The 18,400-nt window shown below is 32.5% G+C and carries 16 protein-coding genes; all 16 read left to right on the top strand.

The annotated features are described in order from the left end of the window. Nucleotides 1-91: 91 nt before the first annotated feature. The 16 genes from M890_RS0106445 to M890_RS0106370 all read left to right on the top strand — a co-directional run bounded on the left by M890_RS0106445 (nt 92) and on the right by M890_RS0106370 (nt 18,297). Nucleotides 92-754 (top strand): hypothetical protein, encoded by a 663-nt coding sequence (locus M890_RS0106445; protein WP_028282748.1) that lies wholly within the window; start codon nt 92-94, stop codon nt 752-754. Nucleotides 755-867: 113 nt separating this feature from the next. Beyond that, the gene (locus M890_RS15830) at nt 868-1,431 is read left to right on the top strand and encodes a hypothetical protein (protein WP_036597241.1); all 564 of its coding nucleotides are present in this window, start codon (nt 868-870) and stop codon (nt 1,429-1,431) included. A 380-nt stretch (nt 1,432-1,811) separates the two neighbouring features. After that, the gene (locus M890_RS0106435) at nt 1,812-3,647 is read left to right on the top strand and encodes a Xaa-Pro dipeptidyl-peptidase (protein ID WP_394331861.1); all 1,836 of its coding nucleotides are present in this window, start codon (nt 1,812-1,814) and stop codon (nt 3,645-3,647) included. Continuing rightward, nucleotides 3,647-3,994: a hypothetical protein gene (locus tag M890_RS0106430; protein WP_028282746.1), complete on the top strand. Its 348-nt coding sequence runs from the start codon at nt 3,647-3,649 to the stop codon at nt 3,992-3,994. Before M890_RS0106435 ends, M890_RS0106430 begins: the two co-directional genes overlap by 1 nt. Before the next feature lie 4 nt (nt 3,995-3,998). Further along, entirely contained in the window at nt 3,999-5,300 is a 1,302-nt protein-coding gene (locus M890_RS0106425) for an MFS transporter (protein ID WP_028282745.1), read from the top strand. Between the two features lie 70 nt (nt 5,301-5,370). Continuing rightward, nucleotides 5,371-5,982 (top strand): YkgJ family cysteine cluster protein, encoded by a 612-nt coding sequence (locus tag M890_RS0106420; RefSeq protein WP_028282744.1) that lies wholly within the window; start codon nt 5,371-5,373, stop codon nt 5,980-5,982. A gap of 43 nt (nt 5,983-6,025) precedes the next feature. Then, on the top strand, nt 6,026-6,973 hold the full coding sequence (locus M890_RS0106415) for a tRNA dihydrouridine synthase (protein WP_028282743.1): 948 nt from the start codon (nt 6,026-6,028) through the stop codon (nt 6,971-6,973). 48 nt (nt 6,974-7,021) lie between these two features. Continuing rightward, nucleotides 7,022-8,353 carry an LTA synthase family protein gene (locus tag M890_RS0106410; protein WP_028282742.1) on the top strand — a complete coding sequence of 444 codons (1,332 nt, stop codon included), beginning with the start codon at nt 7,022-7,024 and terminating at the stop codon, nt 8,351-8,353. Nucleotides 8,354-8,358: 5 nt separating this feature from the next. Continuing rightward, nucleotides 8,359-8,997 carry an MOSC domain-containing protein gene (locus tag M890_RS0106405; protein WP_028282741.1) on the top strand — a complete coding sequence of 213 codons (639 nt, stop codon included), beginning with the start codon at nt 8,359-8,361 and terminating at the stop codon, nt 8,995-8,997. Nucleotides 8,998-9,064: 67 nt separating this feature from the next. Next, nucleotides 9,065-11,266 (top strand): B12-binding domain-containing radical SAM protein, encoded by a 2,202-nt coding sequence (locus M890_RS0106400; protein ID WP_028282740.1) that lies wholly within the window; start codon nt 9,065-9,067, stop codon nt 11,264-11,266. Between the two features lie 51 nt (nt 11,267-11,317). Continuing rightward, nucleotides 11,318-13,576: an FUSC family protein gene (locus tag M890_RS0106395; protein ID WP_028282739.1), complete on the top strand. Its 2,259-nt coding sequence runs from the start codon at nt 11,318-11,320 to the stop codon at nt 13,574-13,576. Between the two features lie 25 nt (nt 13,577-13,601). Further along, nucleotides 13,602-14,159 (top strand): hypothetical protein, encoded by a 558-nt coding sequence (locus tag M890_RS0106390; RefSeq protein WP_028282738.1) that lies wholly within the window; start codon nt 13,602-13,604, stop codon nt 14,157-14,159. 137 nt (nt 14,160-14,296) lie between these two features. Continuing rightward, nucleotides 14,297-14,959, top strand: coding sequence for a carboxypeptidase-like regulatory domain-containing protein (locus tag M890_RS0106385; RefSeq protein ID WP_198018201.1), 663 nt, complete (start codon nt 14,297-14,299; stop codon nt 14,957-14,959). An 11-nt stretch (nt 14,960-14,970) separates the two neighbouring features. Next, complete coding sequence (locus M890_RS0106380; RefSeq protein WP_028282736.1) at nt 14,971-15,975, top strand: transglutaminase domain-containing protein; 1,005 nt, start codon at nt 14,971-14,973, stop codon at nt 15,973-15,975. A gap of 77 nt (nt 15,976-16,052) precedes the next feature. Beyond that, on the top strand, nt 16,053-17,294 hold the full coding sequence (locus M890_RS0106375) for a DEAD/DEAH box helicase (protein WP_028282735.1): 1,242 nt from the start codon (nt 16,053-16,055) through the stop codon (nt 17,292-17,294). Between the two features lie 19 nt (nt 17,295-17,313). Continuing rightward, nucleotides 17,314-18,297 carry a peptidase associated/transthyretin-like domain-containing protein gene (locus tag M890_RS0106370; protein WP_028282734.1) on the top strand — a complete coding sequence of 328 codons (984 nt, stop codon included), beginning with the start codon at nt 17,314-17,316 and terminating at the stop codon, nt 18,295-18,297. Nucleotides 18,298-18,400 lie beyond the last annotated feature (103 nt).

Genomic DNA, 18,400 nt, shown 5'->3' with positions numbered 1-18,400 from the left:
CCGTTTTGTTTATATTTACTAATTTACGCACACAAACCACGCAACTAACCAAACACAATCACATTTTTAACCAGCATAAAAATCAAAACTCATGAAATACAAATTTAATCGTAAAACAAAATTTGGATTCCAAAATATAATGGTCATTTCAACCATTTTTAGTGTTTTACTGTGCTTTTCTTGTAAGGAAGAATCTAACGCTTTAAAAACCACAGAAAGTGATTTAATGACAAAAATAAATGCTGTTCAGGAACAAGTGATGGCTCAAGGTAATATGACAGCAGAAGAAGAACAGGCTTTATTAAGTTTATGCAGCATTGTGTCGCATGATGACGGATTAGCAACTTATACTACCGACAATAGTATGTTATTAAAAGATGTAGACATTGCTCCAGTCTATAATGGTTGTGAAGCGCGCTCAAAAGAAGAAACAAGAGCATGTTTTGATAATAAAATAGCGACGTTTATTAAAAGAGAGTTTAACTTAAGTATCTCTAAAGATTTAAATCTTTCTGATCCTAAACAAGTGGACGCCTTTTTTATTATCAACGAAGACGGTAAATTAACAGGAATGAAAGTGAGAGATTCAGAAGTAACCATTCAAGCAGAAATATTAAGAGTGCTTAGAAAAATGCCTGTAATGCAACCTGCTAACCACAATGGAAAACGTGTTTCTGTATTATGTTCCATAGTCGTAACATATGGAAACACAATAAATGTAGACGTTGTTTATATTCCTGAAAGACCAGAATAATCTTTAATATACTAACAAAAACATATTGGCAACAATGGCTCTAGACCATGGCTTGTTGCTAATTACTTCTCAAAATCAAAACCCAACAAAACAACCAACCACCAAAACCAAAAATGAAAAACACCCTTACCCTATTGCTACTTGTATTAACTACAATGGTTACTCAAGCACAAATTACCAAAGACAAATCGTTAAATGTACAATTGGGTTATGGTATTTCTGTACCTTATAACAGTATTACAGACGTAGCAGACAAAGGTGTTTTTGCACAAACCGAGTTAGTCTTAAAAGTAAAATCTTGGTTAGAGCTAAGACCTTACGCTGGTTTTATTATAACAAACTCTAATGGTAAGGATTTAAACAACAATCCTACGTTTGAGATTGCCGAAACTAAAGCCTTTTTACTTGGTGGTAAAGCCAGATTACGTGCACCAATTCCGTGGGTTGCGCCTTATCTAGAATTAGGTATCGGAACATCTATTGGTAGTTTTAAAACCTTAACTGCTTTTGACACTGTGGACAAAGGTGGTATTATTTATCATATTCCGTTAGCGTTTGGTTTAGAACTAGGAAAAAATAATAATGTGGATTTAGGCTTCACTTATTTTTTTCAACCTTCGGTTAAACAATTTGCTGGTGCAATTGCTGTTGGTATGACCTTTCCGCTTAACAATTAAAAGTGCAACACTACTCTATACTAAAAAGTAAACCAAAATAAGACGCAACACTCCAAGTTTAATACTATACATAGTACTTGTTTTAGCAACCCTAATTCATTTAGCCATTCATGGATTCCCTAAAAACGATAACACTTATTAATCCATTGGATTAGTAGTTATACTTGGCGTGTTAAGTTATTTAATTTTTAAAGACACTCAGTCTAGACTCAATAAAAAGACGCTAAAATCTAGTGTAGTGTTGGGCTTAGTAAACATTAGCTGTAATAAATGCGCTAAAATTCACCTTTAAAACATTTACAATTCCCTTAACATTTAAGCGCTTTAGGTGTTATAAAAAATAACTAACTTGTAACCAACAAACTTTACAACCAGTTATTATGACAACATTAAGCATGACGTCAAGGCTTTTTGCAGCACTATTTTTTGTGGCTACAATGGGTTTTGCACAAGACAAAACGGTTCCTGTTTTTGAAAATGGAGAAGCGCAAATTGTCGAAGGATTTAAAAACTACAAAGACTATATAAGACATGACCTTTGGGTACAAACTACATTTAATACAGATGGAGACGACACATTAGATCGTGTACACGTGTCTGTAACTAGACCAAAACAAACAGATACTGAAGGTTTAAAACTACCTGTAATATACGTGACTAGTCCTTATTTTGCTGGAGTTGCACCAGATGTTCCTGGTATTATGTGGAATGTAGAGCATGAGTTAGGTGAGCTACCAACCCAAGAGCGTGCACATCCTGAGGTAAAACGTTTAGGAGCGCGTCCAATTATATCAAATTCGCATATCTCTAAATGGGTACCACGTGGTTATATTGTTGTACACTCGTCGTCTCCAGGTACAGGATTATCGCAAGGTAGTCCAACCGTAGGTGGACCAAACGAAGCATTAGCACCAAAAGCAGTTATTGATTGGTTAAATGGTCGTGTAAAAGGATACACAACACCTGATGGTGATGAAGAGGTTAAAGCGTATTGGTCTACAGGAAAAGTTGGTATGACAGGGACTTCGTACAATGGTACGTTACCTTTAGCTGCAGCAACAACTGGAGTGGAAGGTTTAGAGGCTATTATCCCAATTGCACCTAACACCTCATCATATCATTATTACAGATCTAACGGTTTAGTGCGTCATCCTGGAGGTTATTTAGGTGAAGATATTGATGTGTTATATGACTTTATACACAGTGGTGACGAGAGCAAACGTCCTTACAACAACAAAACGGTTAGAGATACCGAAATGGCTAACGGAATGGACAGAAAAACAGGAGATTTAAATGACTTCTGGAATGATCGTGATTACCTAAACCAAATGGATGGTATGAAAGCTGCGTTATTAATGTCGCATGGTTTTAATGACTGGAATGTGATGCCAGAACATAGTAACCGTATTTACCAAAAGGCTAAAGCAATGGGATTACCAACCCAAATTTACTACCACCAAAATGGACATGGTGGACCACCACCAATGACTATGATGAACCGTTGGTTTACACGCTATTTACATGGTGTAGAAAATGGTGTAGAAAACGATAAACAAGCTTGGATTGTAAGAGAAAATGACCAACGTGATCAACCAACTGCTTATGATGCTTATCCAAATCCAGAGGCTAAAGACGTGACTTTATATTTAAACAAAGGTGGTAACCAAATAGGAATGCTATCTACAAAAGCTAGCAAACGTCAAAAAACAGAAACGTTAGTGGACGATTTTACCATTTCTGGGAAAGACCATGCGCAAGCATCAAACTCGACACACAGATTATTATACGCAACACCAACCTTAAAACAAGACTTACATTTATCTGGAGAAAGTACTATTAGCATAAGCTTATCTAGTAGTAAACCTGCTGCTAATTTATCGGTTTGGTTAGTCTCGTTACCATATACAGATAACGCCAAAGTGTTAACAGATAATATTATTACACGTGGTTGGGCTGATCCACAAAACTATAAGTCCTTAACCGAAAGTGAACCTTTAAAACCTGGTAAATTTTATGACTTATCGTTTAAATTACAACCAGATGATCAAATTATTAAAGCTGGTCAGCAAATAGGATTAATTATTTTTTCAAGCGATAAAGACTTTACCATCCATCCAAAACCTGGAACTGAGTTAACTGTAGATTTAGACAAAACTACATTAACGTTACCTGTTGTTGGTGGTTTAGAGGCTTTAAAAGCTGGAACTGAATACTAATGACTATTGTTATAAATAGTATTGAAATCAATAAGACCAACATCCTAAATTTAGTATCTAAAGGCAAAAAGCTTCAAGCTATTAAAAGCGTTAGAGAACAATTGGATGTTGGACTTTATGAAAGTAAAATTATAATCGAAAATTTAGAACAAAATCCTAATTTTTACGACGGAAGACCTCACACGATTACAACAGATTTCCCAGACATGGATACCATTGAGACCCAGTCGACAAGATCCAAAAGTGGTCATATTATATCTAATACTTCTAGCAAATTTAAAGACACTGTCATTATCCTTTTAATTATAGCTATTGTGGTATTATTATTAATTCAATTTAGCAACTAACCTTTTGTCCTTAACCGAAAAATTATATCGCTTTTTAAACAACGAAACAGAACAACGTGTTTGTAAAGACATCTCTGAACAAGCTTGTAAGGTTGTCCCTAAAAACTATTTTTTATTAATTTTTAGTAGTGTGTTTACCAAATTAGGAGACACATTAAGCAACCCAAAAACGGTATTAACGTGGTTGATGAGTTATGTTAGTGCGCCTGTATATTTAATTAGTTTAATTGTACCTATTAGGGAATCTGGCTCAATGGTTCCGCAGGTATTTTTATCTATATATGTCAAAAAGCAACCTATTAGAAAATGGATTTGGGTCTTTGGTTCTTTTTTACAATTTCTAGCAATTGCTTCTATTGGCTTTATAGCCTTAAATTTTGAAGGTACAACTGCAGGATGGCTAATCATAATAGCAGTTATAATATTTAGTCTGTCCAGAAGTATTTGCTCGTTATCGTCAAAGGATGTAACCGGAAAAACCATTCCAAAAACAAGACGCGGAAAACTGAAAGGTTACACAGTATCTGTTTCTGGAATTTTAGTGCTTGCTGCTGGATTGTTTATTTTATATCAATCTAAAAGCGAACAAACCATTACCTTTTATAGCTATTTAATCTTTTTTGCTTCGGCAATGTGGTTAATTGCTGCTGTAATTTATTCTAGAATTAAGGAGTTTCCAGAAAATACTGATGCGTCGGACAACGACGACACTTCTTTTATTTCAAAATTAAAACTATTAAAAAAGGATGCGCATTTTAGAGATTTTGTAATCGCACGATCGCTATTATTATGTTCGGCTTTAACAGCACCTTATTACATATTATTAGCGCAAAAATACATTGGTAAAGAAGTGTATTTGCTTGGATTATTTATAATAGCCAAAGGGATAGCATCCATTGTAAGCTCGCCAACTTGGGGAAAACTAGCTGACAAATCCAGTAAAAATGTGATGGCAATTGCTGTATTAATTGCATCTGGATTAGGGATTACATTATTTTTTATAATTACCTATTTTGATACAGTTAGAAATCTAGTTTGGTTATATCCTGTAGCTTTTTTTATTTTAGGAATTGCTCATGGAGGCGTCCGACTAGGTCGTAAAACTTACATTGTAGATATGGCTAAAGGCAACCAACGTACAGACTATGTCTCAGTTAGCAATACAGTTATTGGTATAATATTGTTATTTACTGGTGGACTTAGCGCGTTAGTATCTTTAATATCTATTGAAGGTGTGGTTTTAATTTTATCTATATTCGGTATTTTAGGCGCTTACAAAAGCTACAAGCTACCTGATGTTGAGTAAATAGTAGTATTATATAAGTGTAATAAACATAGTAAACGGTAGATTTATAGTGTACCTTCAACAAAAAAGGATGTCTATAGAAAGAAGAGTGCAATTGGTGGAAGCGTTATTTGAAAAGTTAGACACCCAAATTTCAACCTTTCAGCATAAAACAAATTTAAAGTGTCAAAGTGGTTGTGGTCATTGCTGTACTAATCCAACTATTGAAGCCTCTCCTTTAGAATTTTTACCCTATGCCTTTCATCTGTTTTTAAACGGTCAAGCCGAAACTACTTTAACAACCCTAAAGACCAAACAAAACACTACTATTTGCCACCTGTATAGTCCTTTAAACATTGTAGACAATACAATAGGTCGTTGCGGAAATTATAAATATCGTGGTCTAATTTGTCGTCTTTTTGGCTATGCTGCTTCCAATGACAAGTATGGACAAAAACGACTAGTAACGTGTAAAATAATCAAGGAAGGTCAACAACATGCCTACCAAGACACACAGGACGCAATTAATAAAGGCTTGTATATTCCCATGTTTACAGAGTATTACATGCAATTATCACAGATAGACTTTACAATGGGAAACGTAATTGTACCTATAAACAACGCTTTAATTTTGGCTATTGAGGCTGTTCTACAATATTATGCTTATAGACCTTTTCCAAGTGGTTTAGTAAATATTGCGTAATTGTAATTTTTTGAAACTATATTTGCGCAACTTAATTTTACCAATGTCTACTACTTTATTGTCTTCGCCTTTACAAGGTTTTACGGATTTTAGATTCCGTAACGCGTTTAATCATTATTTTGGTGGTATCGATACATTTTATGCACCTTATATTAGACTTAACGGTAAACTAAAAATTAAGCAATCGTATCAATTAGATTTACAACCAGAAAATAACACGACTTTAAATGTGATTCCGCAAGTCATGACCAATGATGCTGATGAGTTTATGTTTGTCGTAGATTATGTGCAAAGTTTAGGTTATAAAGAGTTAAACTGGAATTTAGGTTGTCCTTATCCAATGGTTACTAAATCCGGAATGGGTTCTGGTTTGATATGCAATCCAACAAAAATTGACGAAATTTTAAAGCGTGCACATAACGAGAGCGACATAACAGTTTCCATGAAAATGAGAATGGGTTATGAACATGCTGCCGAAATTTTAGACACCTTCCCTATTCTAGACAGTTATCCACTTAAAAATATTGCGATACATGCCAGAATTGGTAAACAATTATACAAAGGACCTGTAGATTTAGAGGCTTTTGAACGTTGTATTACTGGCACTAAGCACAAACTGTATTACAATGGAGATATTACATCTGTAAACGCTTTTAAAGCTATGGAAGCACGCTTCCCTAGTATTGACCATTTTATGATTGGTCGTGGACTAATTGCAGATCCTTTTTTACCAAGTATGATTAAAAATAATACCACAACATATCCTAAAGACCGATGGGAGATTTTTAGTCAATTTCATGATACGATTTACCAACAGTACGACGCGTATCTTTCTGGTCCAACACCAATAAAAATGAAAATGTTAGGCTTTTGGGAGTTTTTCTCGCAGTCGTTTTCTAATCCTCAAAAAACTTATAAAGCTATTAAAAAAGCTAGTAATCCTGTAAAATACAAACAAGCAGTAGCCACTATTTTAAATAACGAAAAGTAGTTTTTCAATATTTACTCTATATTTACAAAAACCAACTAGAGTAACACCATGCAAAATAATTATAGATCCAAAGCTTTTAAAGCTTGGCTTGACAAACTACAACAAGAAAGTTGGCAGTTAGAATTAATTATTTCTGGGTTTTCTATATATGGATTATCACAAGCGTTTGAACCTTTAGAGTTATATTTTAATATTTCTCAAAACGAAAGCAACTCATATTTAACCACAATCTTAATGATTGCGCTTATCTCTTGTACTATTTTATTATTTACACTATTACTACATGTTGTACTTAGAGGTTTATGGATTGGTGCCTTAGGATTACGCTATGTCTCAGGAGATATAGACTATAAAAAATTAAATTACAGACCTAAATTTGACCGTTATTTACGTAAAAAAGTAGGGTCTTTTGACAAGTATATTGCAAAACTAGAGGATTATTGTAGTATCCTTTTTGCGGTTTCGTTTTTGCTTATTTTTTACATACTATCCGTATTTATAGTTATTGGAAGTATTGTCGCAATTGCCTATCTGTTTCTTCGTAATCACCAAAATCAACACTTTGTGTTATTTGTAATAGGCATGGTATTATTGTTTTTTATACTTATTGGGATGCTACTTACTTTTTTAGATTTTGTCACACAAGGTTATCTTAAAAAAAACAAATGGTTGGCTAAAATTTACTTTCCGTTTTATTGGGTGTTTAGCTATTTAACGCTATCCTTTTTATATCGTCCATTAGTTCATAATTTTTTGGATAACCGCTTTGGTAAACGACTAAGCTTCACTTTAATTCCTATTTATTTTGTTATTATGCTTTTAGCTTCCTATAATTATAATCGTTCCAACTATTTTTCAGCAGTGGACGACTCTAATAGTTTTATTGCTAATGCTAATAATTATGACGAAAGCATCACAGAGAAAGGCGTATTTATTTCAGATGCCTCTATTCCTTCTAAAATAATAAACACCAACTATTTACCTGTTTTTATAGAATACCAAAATGATATAGAAGATATTGTTTTTGAGTACAACACATCTCTTAAACCAGAACAAGATAAACGTGGCTTAAAATCGGATATATTTTTCACAACTAAGCAATTAGTTGCTAAAAAAAATAAAGATAGTATTAAGGCAGAATACATAAAAACACTATCATCCATTTATAGTTTTAAAATAGACAGTTTGGACTATGATAATCCTGACTTTATTTATGCTAAACACAATAATAACCAACAAGGTTTTGAAACGGTTTTATCATTAAAAAATATTACAGAAGGCAAACACGTTTTAACCATTAACAGGCTAATTAAAAAGGATAGTATTTTTAATAAAAAACCAATTTTAAGTATTCCATTTTGGTATTTTAATAGTAATTAAAGTTTATGAAAATTATTGCTACCAATATTGCAAAACCTACAACCATTGTCTGGAATGGAAAAACACAAACAACCGGAATTTATAAATACCCAACAAAAGAAGGGATTTATCTAAATAAGGAGGAGGTTAAAGGTGACGAGGTCTCTGATCGCAAACACCATGGTGGCATTTTTAAAGCCTGTTATTTATTTTCTGAAGACCATTATGCGTATTGGCAAAACTTATATCCAAATTTAGATTTTAATTATGGTATTTTTGGCGAAAACCTAACCGTTAAAGGTTTAGACGAAACTAAAATTAGTGTTGGCGATATTTATAAAATTGGCACTGCTTTAGTACAAGTCACCCAACCAAGAGAACCTTGTTTTAAATTAGGTATTCGTTTTGGTACGCAAGCCATTTTAAAACAATTTATTAAGCATGCACGACCAGGAACTTATGTTCGTGTTTTGGAAGAAGGCTTGATAAAACCTGGAGATAAAATGATTTTGGTACAAGCAGCAACAAACAGCTTAACCACTACGCAATTATTCAGCTTGCTTTTTGCAAAACAAAAAGACCAATCTCAATTAGCTTTAATTGTAAATAATGATGCAATTCCACTAAAAAAACGTCAAAAACTAGCTGCTTTTATAAAAAACTAATAGAACACAAAACCGATAAGCTACATTAACTTATCTTTGCTGCAATCTATTTTTAAAGCCATTTTTTTTGAAAGATCTTTTACTAATAACGCCTCCTTTTACGCAATTAAACACACCTTATCCTGCAACTGCCTATTTAAAAGGATTTTTAAATACGATAGGTGTTTCTGCCTTTCAGATGGATTTAGGGATTGAGGTGATTTTAGAATTATTCAGTAAAAAAACATTTGAAAAACTTTTTGATTTAGCAATAGAAAACGATTCAATTGCAACTGAAAACTGTCAACGTATTTACACCTTAAAAGAGGATTATTTACAGCCTTTAGATGCTATAATTTTATTTCTTCAAGGTAAAAATCAAACCTTAGCAAGACAAATATGCACCACAAATTTCCTACCACAAGCCTCTAGATTTGAACAACTAGAAGATATGGATTGGGCTTTTGGCGAAATGGGAATGCAAGATAAAGCCAAGCATTTAGCAACCTTATATCTTGAGGATTTATCGGATTTTATTATAGAGTGTATCGATCCTAATTTTGGGTTTAGCAGATATGCTGAGCGTTTAGGACAAAGTGCCAATGCGTTTGACGAGCTGTACGATAGTCTACAAAATAAACCAACATTTATAGACGACCTAACACTTAACATATTAGAAGACAAACTAAAAACGGTACAACCAAAGTTAATTTGTTTTTCGGTTCCCTTTCCAGGGAATTTATACAGTGCGTTTAGATGTGCACAATTTATAAAAGCCAATTATCCTGAAATTAAAATAGCAATTGGTGGAGGTTTTCCTAATACCGAATTACGTCAGGTCACAGACACACGTGTTTTTGACTTTTTTGACTTTATTACTTTAGATGATGGTGAACTGCCAATTGAGTTATTGCACCAAAACGTATGTAATACTCAAAATAAAACACTTTGTGAACAAGAATTTAAAAGAACTTTTATTCTTGACAAGGGTACAGTTGTATATAAAAACAACACCACACGACCTGATTACAAACAATTACAAGTTGGCACACCAGATTACTCAGATTTGTTGCTAGAAGATTATATTTCGGTTATTGAAATTGCTAATCCAATGCACAGTTTATGGAGCGATGGACGTTGGAATAAACTAACTATGGCTCATGGTTGTTATTGGGGAAAATGTACCTTTTGTGACATATCCTTAGATTATATTAAAATTTACGAACCCATTGCTGCGTCACTTTTAGTGGATCGTATGGAGCAATTAATTGCGCAAACAGGAGAAAACGGATTTCATTTTGTGGACGAAGCTGCTCCTCCTGCATTAATGAAAGCCTTAGCTTTAGAAATTTTAAAACGTCAATTAACCGTTACATGGTGGACCAACATCAGGTTTGAAAAAAACTTTACACAAGATTTATGTTACTTACTAAAAGCCTCAGGTTGTATTGCAGTCTCAGGAGGTTTAGAAGTAGCATCAGACAGACTATTAAAGCTAATTGATAAAGGTGTAACTGTGGAGCAGGTCGCACAAGTTACGCGCAACTTTACACAAGCTAACATTATGGTCCACTCCTATTTAATGTATGGTTATCCTACACAAACAGTACAAGAAACTGTTGATAGTTTGGAGATGGTCAGACAGTTGTTTGAGCTTGGTATTATACAATCCGGTTTTTGGCATCAATTTGCGTTAACAGCACACAGTCCTATTGGATTAAATCCTTCTTACTATGGGATTACACCAAACTACAAGTCTATAACATTTGCAAATAATGATATTGATTTTACGGACAAAACTGGCATTGACCATAATATGTTTAGTTTCGGATTAAAAAAGTCGTTATTTAATTTTATGCATGGTATTGGTTTTGACATGGACTTACAAGAGTGGTTTGATTTTGACATTCCGCAAAGTACAATTACACCTTATTATATTGAGGATTGCTTAAACACCCAAGCTAGTTTAACAACCAAACCAACTGCCAAAATAGTGTGGTTAGGTCATTTACCTTTAGTTAGAGAATACACAAAAAATAAAAAAGGATTTGTAAATGAATTGCTAGAGCTAACGTTTCATGATAAAACGGATCGACTTCAAATTACGGTTAATAAGCCTGAAGGCGAATGGTTGCTTGATACGCTAGAAACCTTAAAACCAACCACAGGAAAAGCACTGTCTTTTTCAGCATTAAAAAAAGATTTTGAATCCCATTTTGAAGATTTTGAGCTCTTTTGGTTTTCTAAACAAATGCAAAAATTAAAGGATTTTGGATTGCTTCAATTATAATTAACACAACATTAATCTAGCTAATACACATTAAAAACTACCTTTGCTTTAATGCAAAACAAGCTAAAAATACAGTTAAAAACTATCGAATTATTCCTTAAAGGCTCAAGCTTTTACAGAGGAGTTGTGCTTACCATTGCTGCTGTGTTACCTTTAGTAATATTTAGTGCTATAGACTTATTTGTCTATGCTCCTTCCATAGCTGTTGGTGCGTTTTTGAATGCTCCAAGTGATGTTCCTGGTAGTTTAAGACGTAAAATTAATGGGATACTAATTAGTATTGTACTTACCATGTTGGTAACGTTTATCATTTTTATTACTAAACCTGTTTTTGTCTTATTAATACTTGCTATTGCAGTGTTAAGCTTTGCAATTAGTTTAATATCTGTTTATGGATTTAGAGCTTCTTTAATATCGTTTTCTGGATTATTAGCTATTGTTTTAGCTTTAGCTATTAGTAAACCAGATCCTGCTGCTATTTTTTTACATGTTGGTTTAATGGGAGTTGGAGGTTTATGGTACTTATTGGTTTCATTATTTTCTAAATGGATTGCGCCTAAAAAGGATGACGACCAGTTATTATCTGACACTTTAGCTTTAACTGGCGAGTATTTAAAAATTAGGGGTAAACTGCTAACTAAATCTAATAAACGAGAAAAATACGCTAAAAAAGCACTGATCCTACAAACACAAATAAGCGAAAAACATGAAACTTTAAGAGAACTACTATTGGAAGGCAGAAAACGTTCTGGTCGCTCCTACTCTAATGAGAGACGTCTTTTAATTTTTATATCGCTAGTTGATATTTTTGAATTAGCCTTAGCAAACACCTTAGATTATTCTAAAATAGATACGTTATTTGGACTTCAAAAATCATACTTAACACCTTTTAAAGATTTAAATAAAGCTTTAGGTAATCACCTTATTACCTTATCTGAGTTATTAATAAAAAAAGATACATTACCAGATATTGAAGCTATTAATAATGTTGCAACTAAAACTAATGTTGCTATACAAGACTATATAGCAGAAGTAACTTTACCAAAAGCAAGAGAAGGTGCGATTACACTAAGAAACCTTCAGGATTACCAAAAGCAATTATTACAAGAGGTTAAAGCCATAAGACGTGTTTTAAGCAAAGTAAAGGACAATACTAAAGCTGCTTTAAAAACACAGGATTCTAAACAGTTTTTAACCTCACAAGATTACAATTTAAATATTTTAGTACAACATTTTAGTTTAAAATCGCCAATGCTAAGACATGCTTTTAGGGTCAGTTTAGCAATGGTTTTTGGTTTTTTACTAGGAAGTCTTTTTGATTTAAAAAACGCCTATTGGATTGTATTAACTATAGTGGTTATTATGCGACCTAACTATGGATTAACAAAAGAACGCTCTAAAAACCGAATTATAGGTACTATTATTGGAGCAATTATAGCAACAACCATTGTATTGATTACCCAAAACACCATTGTATATATGGTATTGGCAGTCATATCTTTAACCTTTGCTTTTTCATTAATACAGCAAAGTTATAAAGCAGGAGCTGCATTTATAACCTTAAACATTGTTTTTGTATATGCATTGATTGATCCAAATGCATTTGCTGTAATTCAATACCGAGTAATTGATACTGTTATTGGAGCAACCATTGCTGTTTTGGCAAATTACCTATTGTTTCCTAGTTGGGAATATAAAAATTTAGATGCAGTTATAATCAATGCCATTACATCTAACAGTAATTATTTAAAGGCTACTAAACAGTTATACCATAATAAAGAAGCTAAAAACTTGGACTATAAAATTTCTAGGAAAGAAGCCTTTTTAGCTATGAGTAATCTAAATGCAGCTTTTCAAAGATTAACGCAAGACCCAAAATCGAAACAAAAAGAATCGGTTTTAGTTTACGATATCGTTACTTTAAATCACACCATTTTGTCTGCTGTAGCATCAATTGGAAGTTATATTTTAAATCACAAAACAACATCTGCTTCAGAAGAATTTGATACTATTATTGATGGTATAACAGACACCTTAAAACATGCCACTTTAAAATTAGAACAAGACAAAACCATTCCTTTTACAGAAGTTAAAGATATTAACCAAGCGCATAAAACGTTACAAAACAAATATGCAAATCTTTCTGAAAAACGAGATATTGACATACAAGCAGGTCAGACTGAAATTGACTCAAACACCTTATTAGATCTTCAAGAAGCACATTTAATAAGCAATCAATTGCTTTGGTTAAAATCGTTATCTGTTAATTTAACCAATGCAACGTCTAAATATAAATCTGTTTTTAATTAACTTGCTAAGTATTTAAAATCTATCATTGAAAACTACCTTTTCAGATCGTAAAAACTTTATAAAGCAAGCCACAAAACCACACTTCGGGATTTTAGGAATTGGTTTTGCTATAATTTTATTTGGTGTTTTATTTGCTTTTATAGGTTTAAAAGTTGAAAATGGCTTAGGATTTATAATATTTGGAGGTCTTTTTATTGCCCTAAGCTTGGCCTTTATGCTATATACATTACCTTCTAGTTTTATGTATTATTATGAGCAAGCCGAAATAAAAAAATATGGTAGTTATACAACTGCTAAAGTTATAAATAAGCGTGTAGACGACTATTCGCATAGTAACTCCACGTTTAATGGTGGTTCAAAAAAAACTATTGAAACCTACTTGTACGTTATTGTGTTTGAGTTTACTTATAACAATACCATTTATAATAGCGAATGTTTTTTTGAGCATAAATCCACATACGATGCAATTGCAATCCACTCAACATTACCTATTAAGTTTTTAAAAACAAAACCTCAAAAAGTTACTTTACGTCGCAAAAAGTTAGCTAATCAATTAGGTGTTTCTGCTAAAATGTGTCAATAATCAACCAACTGTAATTTTGCTTCCTCTGTAAAAGACATGCTTTACTCATCCAAAAGGAGGATTAACTAAGTGTTGGTTTTATGACTTCAATTGTTACCATAGGTTTGTTACATAATAATGTATTAAACTTATATATCATGAAAAATCAAATAAACTTAGACATCACGACGCCTTGTAATCAAAATTATAATCAATTTACGCCTACACCTAAAGGTGGTTTTTGTAACGCTTGCACAAAAGAGGTTATCGATTTTACTAAAATGACTACAGAAGACATCAGTATGTACTTCAATACTAGAAACACAAATAATGTTTGTGGAAGATTTAAAAACAGTCAATTAACAACATATCCTTCTCAAGCTAAAAAAAGTAAACTTAGTTTTATAAGCGCCATTGGATTAGCTTGTTTAGCTTTATTGTCTTTAACATCTGCAAAAGCACAAGACAATGTATCCAGAGTCAAAACCCCTAAAATAAAAATCAATCAAAATCAAGCCAATATTACTGTAAAAGGAACTGTATATGATAACGATGGTTTACCTCTTCCTAGCGCAAACGTAGTTTTACAAGGTACAACTATAGGTGTTACAACTGATTTTGATGGACAGTTTACATTTCCTGAAAAGCTAAAAGAAGGTGATATTTTAGTGTTTAGCTATGTTGGTTATGAGTCTAAAAAGATGGTTATTCAAAATCCAGACAGCATGTCTAACGTACTTTTAAATGTAAGCTTAAGTAACGATTCTTATATTATGATGGGTAAAGTTGCTGTTAAATCCGTTTATTCTTCTAAAAAATAAAGCGTTTTAATATGAAAAAACTAAGCCTACTCTTTTGCTTATTATTTAGCTTCTTGTTAACAGCTCAAATCACCGATTTTGATGACATCAATTTTAACAGAGCTGATAATATAGCAAAACGTCATAGCAACTTAGATTTAAAAAACCTTCCCTTACTTGCTCATAATTTGACTTTTGATTTACCTACTGAAGCAGAAAAATTTAGAGCAATATACACTTGGGTTTGTAGAAATATTAAAGGTGACTTAGTACAAGATAGTAAGGTTAGTAAAAACAGAACAAAGTTTCAAAAGGATAGTGTTGGATATTTAAATTGGAATAATGCGTATAAAAATAAAGCCATAAAAAAGCTATTAAAGCAAAACAAAACCATGTGTACAGGTTATGCTTATTTAATAAAAGAATTATGCTTCTTGGCTAATATAGAATGTAAAATAATTAATGGTTATGGACGTTCTACAACCACTAATGTAGATACCTTACAGTTAGTTAATCATTCTTGGAATGCAGTTAAACTAAATGACAAATGGTATTTATGCGATGCCACTTGGTCAAGTGGTTATTTTATAAATGATGTATTTATTAAAGACTATAATCTGGGTTACTTTTTAACGGAACCTATTCTATTTGCAAAAAACCATTATCCAATTAATAAAAAATGGTTATTGGATAGCACTTTAATATCAAGTGATTATACAGCATCTCCAATGGTTTATGGTAAGACGTTTACGCATCAAATCACACCTATTAGTCCTTCAAATTTAAACACAACTGTAAAAGAAAACGAAATCATTAATTTCAGCTTTAAAATTCCTGACACTATTAATACAAAGGATGTCACATTAATACAATATTCTGGTTTTAATGAAATTACTCGTGATTTAGAATACATAAAACAAGACAATGGTCAGGTAACATTAGCTAGTAAATTTAAAAACATAGGTACTTTTGACGTACACTTAAAACTAAAAAATGATATTGTCACTTCCTACACCATCCAAGTAGCAAAAAAGTAACACCTTGTATAGTGTAAAAAAATATTAAGCCTCAATAAATGCTTGGAAAAAACTACCTTTGTAGCAAATCTTAATTCATGTCATTTAAAGACTTACAACTTAATAGACCTATTTTACGCGCAATTGCCGAAAAAGGATACGACAACCCAACGTTAGTACAAGAAAAAACAATTCCTGTAGTACTTAACAAAAAAGATGTTATTGTCTCTGCCCAAACTGGTACTGGTAAAACAGCTGCTTTTGCATTACCTATTTTACAGTTATTATTTGACAAACAAGACGCGCCTAAAAAAGGAAGAAAAATTAAAGCATTAATTGTTAGTCCAACGCGTGAACTGGCAATACAAATTGCCGAAAATTTTGAAGCCTATGCGACTTACACTACCTTAAAAAGCGCAGTAATATTTGGTGGAGCGTCTATCGATCCACAAAAAGAAATACTTCGTGATGGTGTTGATATTTTAATTGCAACGCCAGGACGTTTATTAGATTTACATAAGCAAGACCTTGTCAATCTTGACTATGTCCAAACATTAGTGTTAGATGAAGCAGATTTGATGCTAGACATGGGCTTTATTGATGATGTCAAAAAAATTGAAAGGTTATGTCCTAAAACTAAACAAACCCTATTATTTTCGGCAACAATACCTTATAAAGTAGAACAATTAGCAAGTACAATATTAAACCAGCCACAACGTATAGAGGTTGCCCAAAACAGTTCGACGTCTAAAAATGTCAATCAATTACTATACTTTGTTCCTAAAAAAGACAAAATAGAATTAGGTTTACATTTACTACGAAACACCATAAAAGGTAACATCATTATTTTTAGACGTACTAAATACGGTGTAGATAAATTAGAAAAAACGCTGCTTAAAAACAGTTATAAAGTGGACAGTATCCATGGTGACAAAAGTCAAACAGCAAGACAAGAAGCATTAAATAAATTTAAGAAAAAAGAAGTCAATATATTAATTGCAACAGATGTTGCTGCGCGTGGTATTGATATTGATAATTTAGATGCAGTAGTCAATTTTGACCTTCCTAACGTCCCAGAAACTTATGTGCACAGAATTGGTCGTACTGCGCGTGCTGGACAAACTGGTATGGCTTACTCGCTTTGTAGTGCAGACGAGAAAACTTACTTATTGGAGATACAAAAACTGATTCATTTACAATTAGATATTATAGATGATCATCCTTACCCATTAGACCCAAAAGCAAAACCAATCATTCATAAATCTGCAAAAAAAGGGAGTAAACATAAAAAAGGACGTAAAAGCGAAGCGTCGAAAAAGAAGAAAAAGCGTTGGTATTAATCATTATTACATAAACTGTATGCACTTTAGACATTTCATTATTTTACTTTCAATACTATTTACAATTAATAGTTTTAGTCAAACTAGAATTATTGATAGTATTACAAAAAATGGCGTCTCGTTTGCTACAGTTTCGTTTGGAAACGGAAATGGAATATTTGCTGATGATGATGGCAAATTTTTCTTTACCAAAAAGCTATATTCAGATATCGATTCGCTTTTCGTTTCAGCATTAGGTTATAAAGATGTCAAACTTGCTTCAAAAACACTAAAAGACACCCTTTATTTAACACCACAATCTGATCTTTTAGATGAGGTTATCGTTACTGCAAGACCTTCAGGAAAACACAAAGAAGTTACACTAAAGCCAACAGCACACGATGACTATTATAAATGTTGGTTACCCACTATTGAAAGCGAAATTGCTGTATTTTTTCCTAACACTGACAACAAGCCAAAGCATGTTACTAAAGTGCTAATTCCTATTAAAACCGAAGCTAAAGATTGGGACAAAAGAGGTAAAAGTAATAAGGCAAAACGTCCTTTTTCAACGTTATTTAGAGTCCAATTTTACGAAAACAATAATGGGCTTCCTGGTGATGTTTTAACCTACGAAAAAGTAATATTCATTGCTACGCAAGACACCAAACCTGTTTTTGAATTTGATGTCTCTGGATTTGATATTTTTATACCAAAAGATGGTATTTACATTTCCATACAAGTTTTAGGCTTTACAGACAAAAACGGAAAATTACTTCCAAATAAAAAATATCAAGAAGTCAAAACTAGACGTGGTATTGTTAAAGTATCGACAACCTTTAGACCTTTGCTACCTTTTACAGACCAAATTTCTGAAAAAACTACCTTTGTAAAACGTGTTTTTCAAAACAATGGACAATGGGTTCTTTTTGACAAAAAAAACATCGATAACTCTAATCTTTTAAACGCTGGTTTAAACAATTATGGTATGGGTTTAAAAATGGAAGTCTATAAAGAAGAATAGTCTTTTTATTTTAAAAAAAGCGTCACAAAATATCCTTATTCAGTTTTAATCAAAATTAGACAAATGTGTGTTGTCTATTCATAATTTTGTAGTATTTTTAGTA

Origin of the sequence: Olleya marilimosa CAM030 (assembly GCF_000518485.1) — a bacterium.
Lineage (GTDB): Bacteria > Bacteroidota > Bacteroidia > Flavobacteriales > Flavobacteriaceae > Olleya > Olleya marilimosa.
Note: the sequence above shows the minus strand (reverse complement) of the source record. Positions and strands in the feature narration are given on the sequence as shown.

Excerpts from the sequence above, each read along its gene's own strand:
- M890_RS0106445 (WP_028282748.1), top strand. The coding sequence starts at position 92 with ATGAAATACAAATTTAATCGTAAAACAAAATTTGGATTCCAAAATATA.
- M890_RS15830 (WP_036597241.1), top strand. The coding sequence starts at position 868 with ATGAAAAACACCCTTACCCTATTGCTACTTGTATTAACTACAATGGTT.
- M890_RS0106435 (WP_394331861.1), top strand. The coding sequence starts at position 1,812 with ATGACAACATTAAGCATGACGTCAAGGCTTTTTGCAGCACTATTTTTT.
- M890_RS0106430 (WP_028282746.1), top strand. The coding sequence starts at position 3,647 with ATGACTATTGTTATAAATAGTATTGAAATCAATAAGACCAACATCCTA.
- M890_RS0106420 (WP_028282744.1), top strand. The coding sequence starts at position 5,371 with ATGTCTATAGAAAGAAGAGTGCAATTGGTGGAAGCGTTATTTGAAAAG.
- M890_RS0106415 (WP_028282743.1), top strand. The coding sequence starts at position 6,026 with ATGTCTACTACTTTATTGTCTTCGCCTTTACAAGGTTTTACGGATTTT.
- M890_RS0106410 (WP_028282742.1), top strand. The coding sequence starts at position 7,022 with ATGCAAAATAATTATAGATCCAAAGCTTTTAAAGCTTGGCTTGACAAA.
- M890_RS0106405 (WP_028282741.1), top strand. The coding sequence starts at position 8,359 with ATGAAAATTATTGCTACCAATATTGCAAAACCTACAACCATTGTCTGG.
- M890_RS0106395 (WP_028282739.1), top strand. The coding sequence starts at position 11,318 with ATGCAAAACAAGCTAAAAATACAGTTAAAAACTATCGAATTATTCCTT.
- M890_RS0106385 (WP_198018201.1), top strand. The coding sequence starts at position 14,297 with ATGAAAAATCAAATAAACTTAGACATCACGACGCCTTGTAATCAAAAT.
- M890_RS0106380 (WP_028282736.1), top strand. The coding sequence starts at position 14,971 with ATGAAAAAACTAAGCCTACTCTTTTGCTTATTATTTAGCTTCTTGTTA.
- M890_RS0106375 (WP_028282735.1), top strand. The coding sequence starts at position 16,053 with ATGTCATTTAAAGACTTACAACTTAATAGACCTATTTTACGCGCAATT.
- M890_RS0106370 (WP_028282734.1), top strand. The coding sequence starts at position 17,314 with ATGCACTTTAGACATTTCATTATTTTACTTTCAATACTATTTACAATT.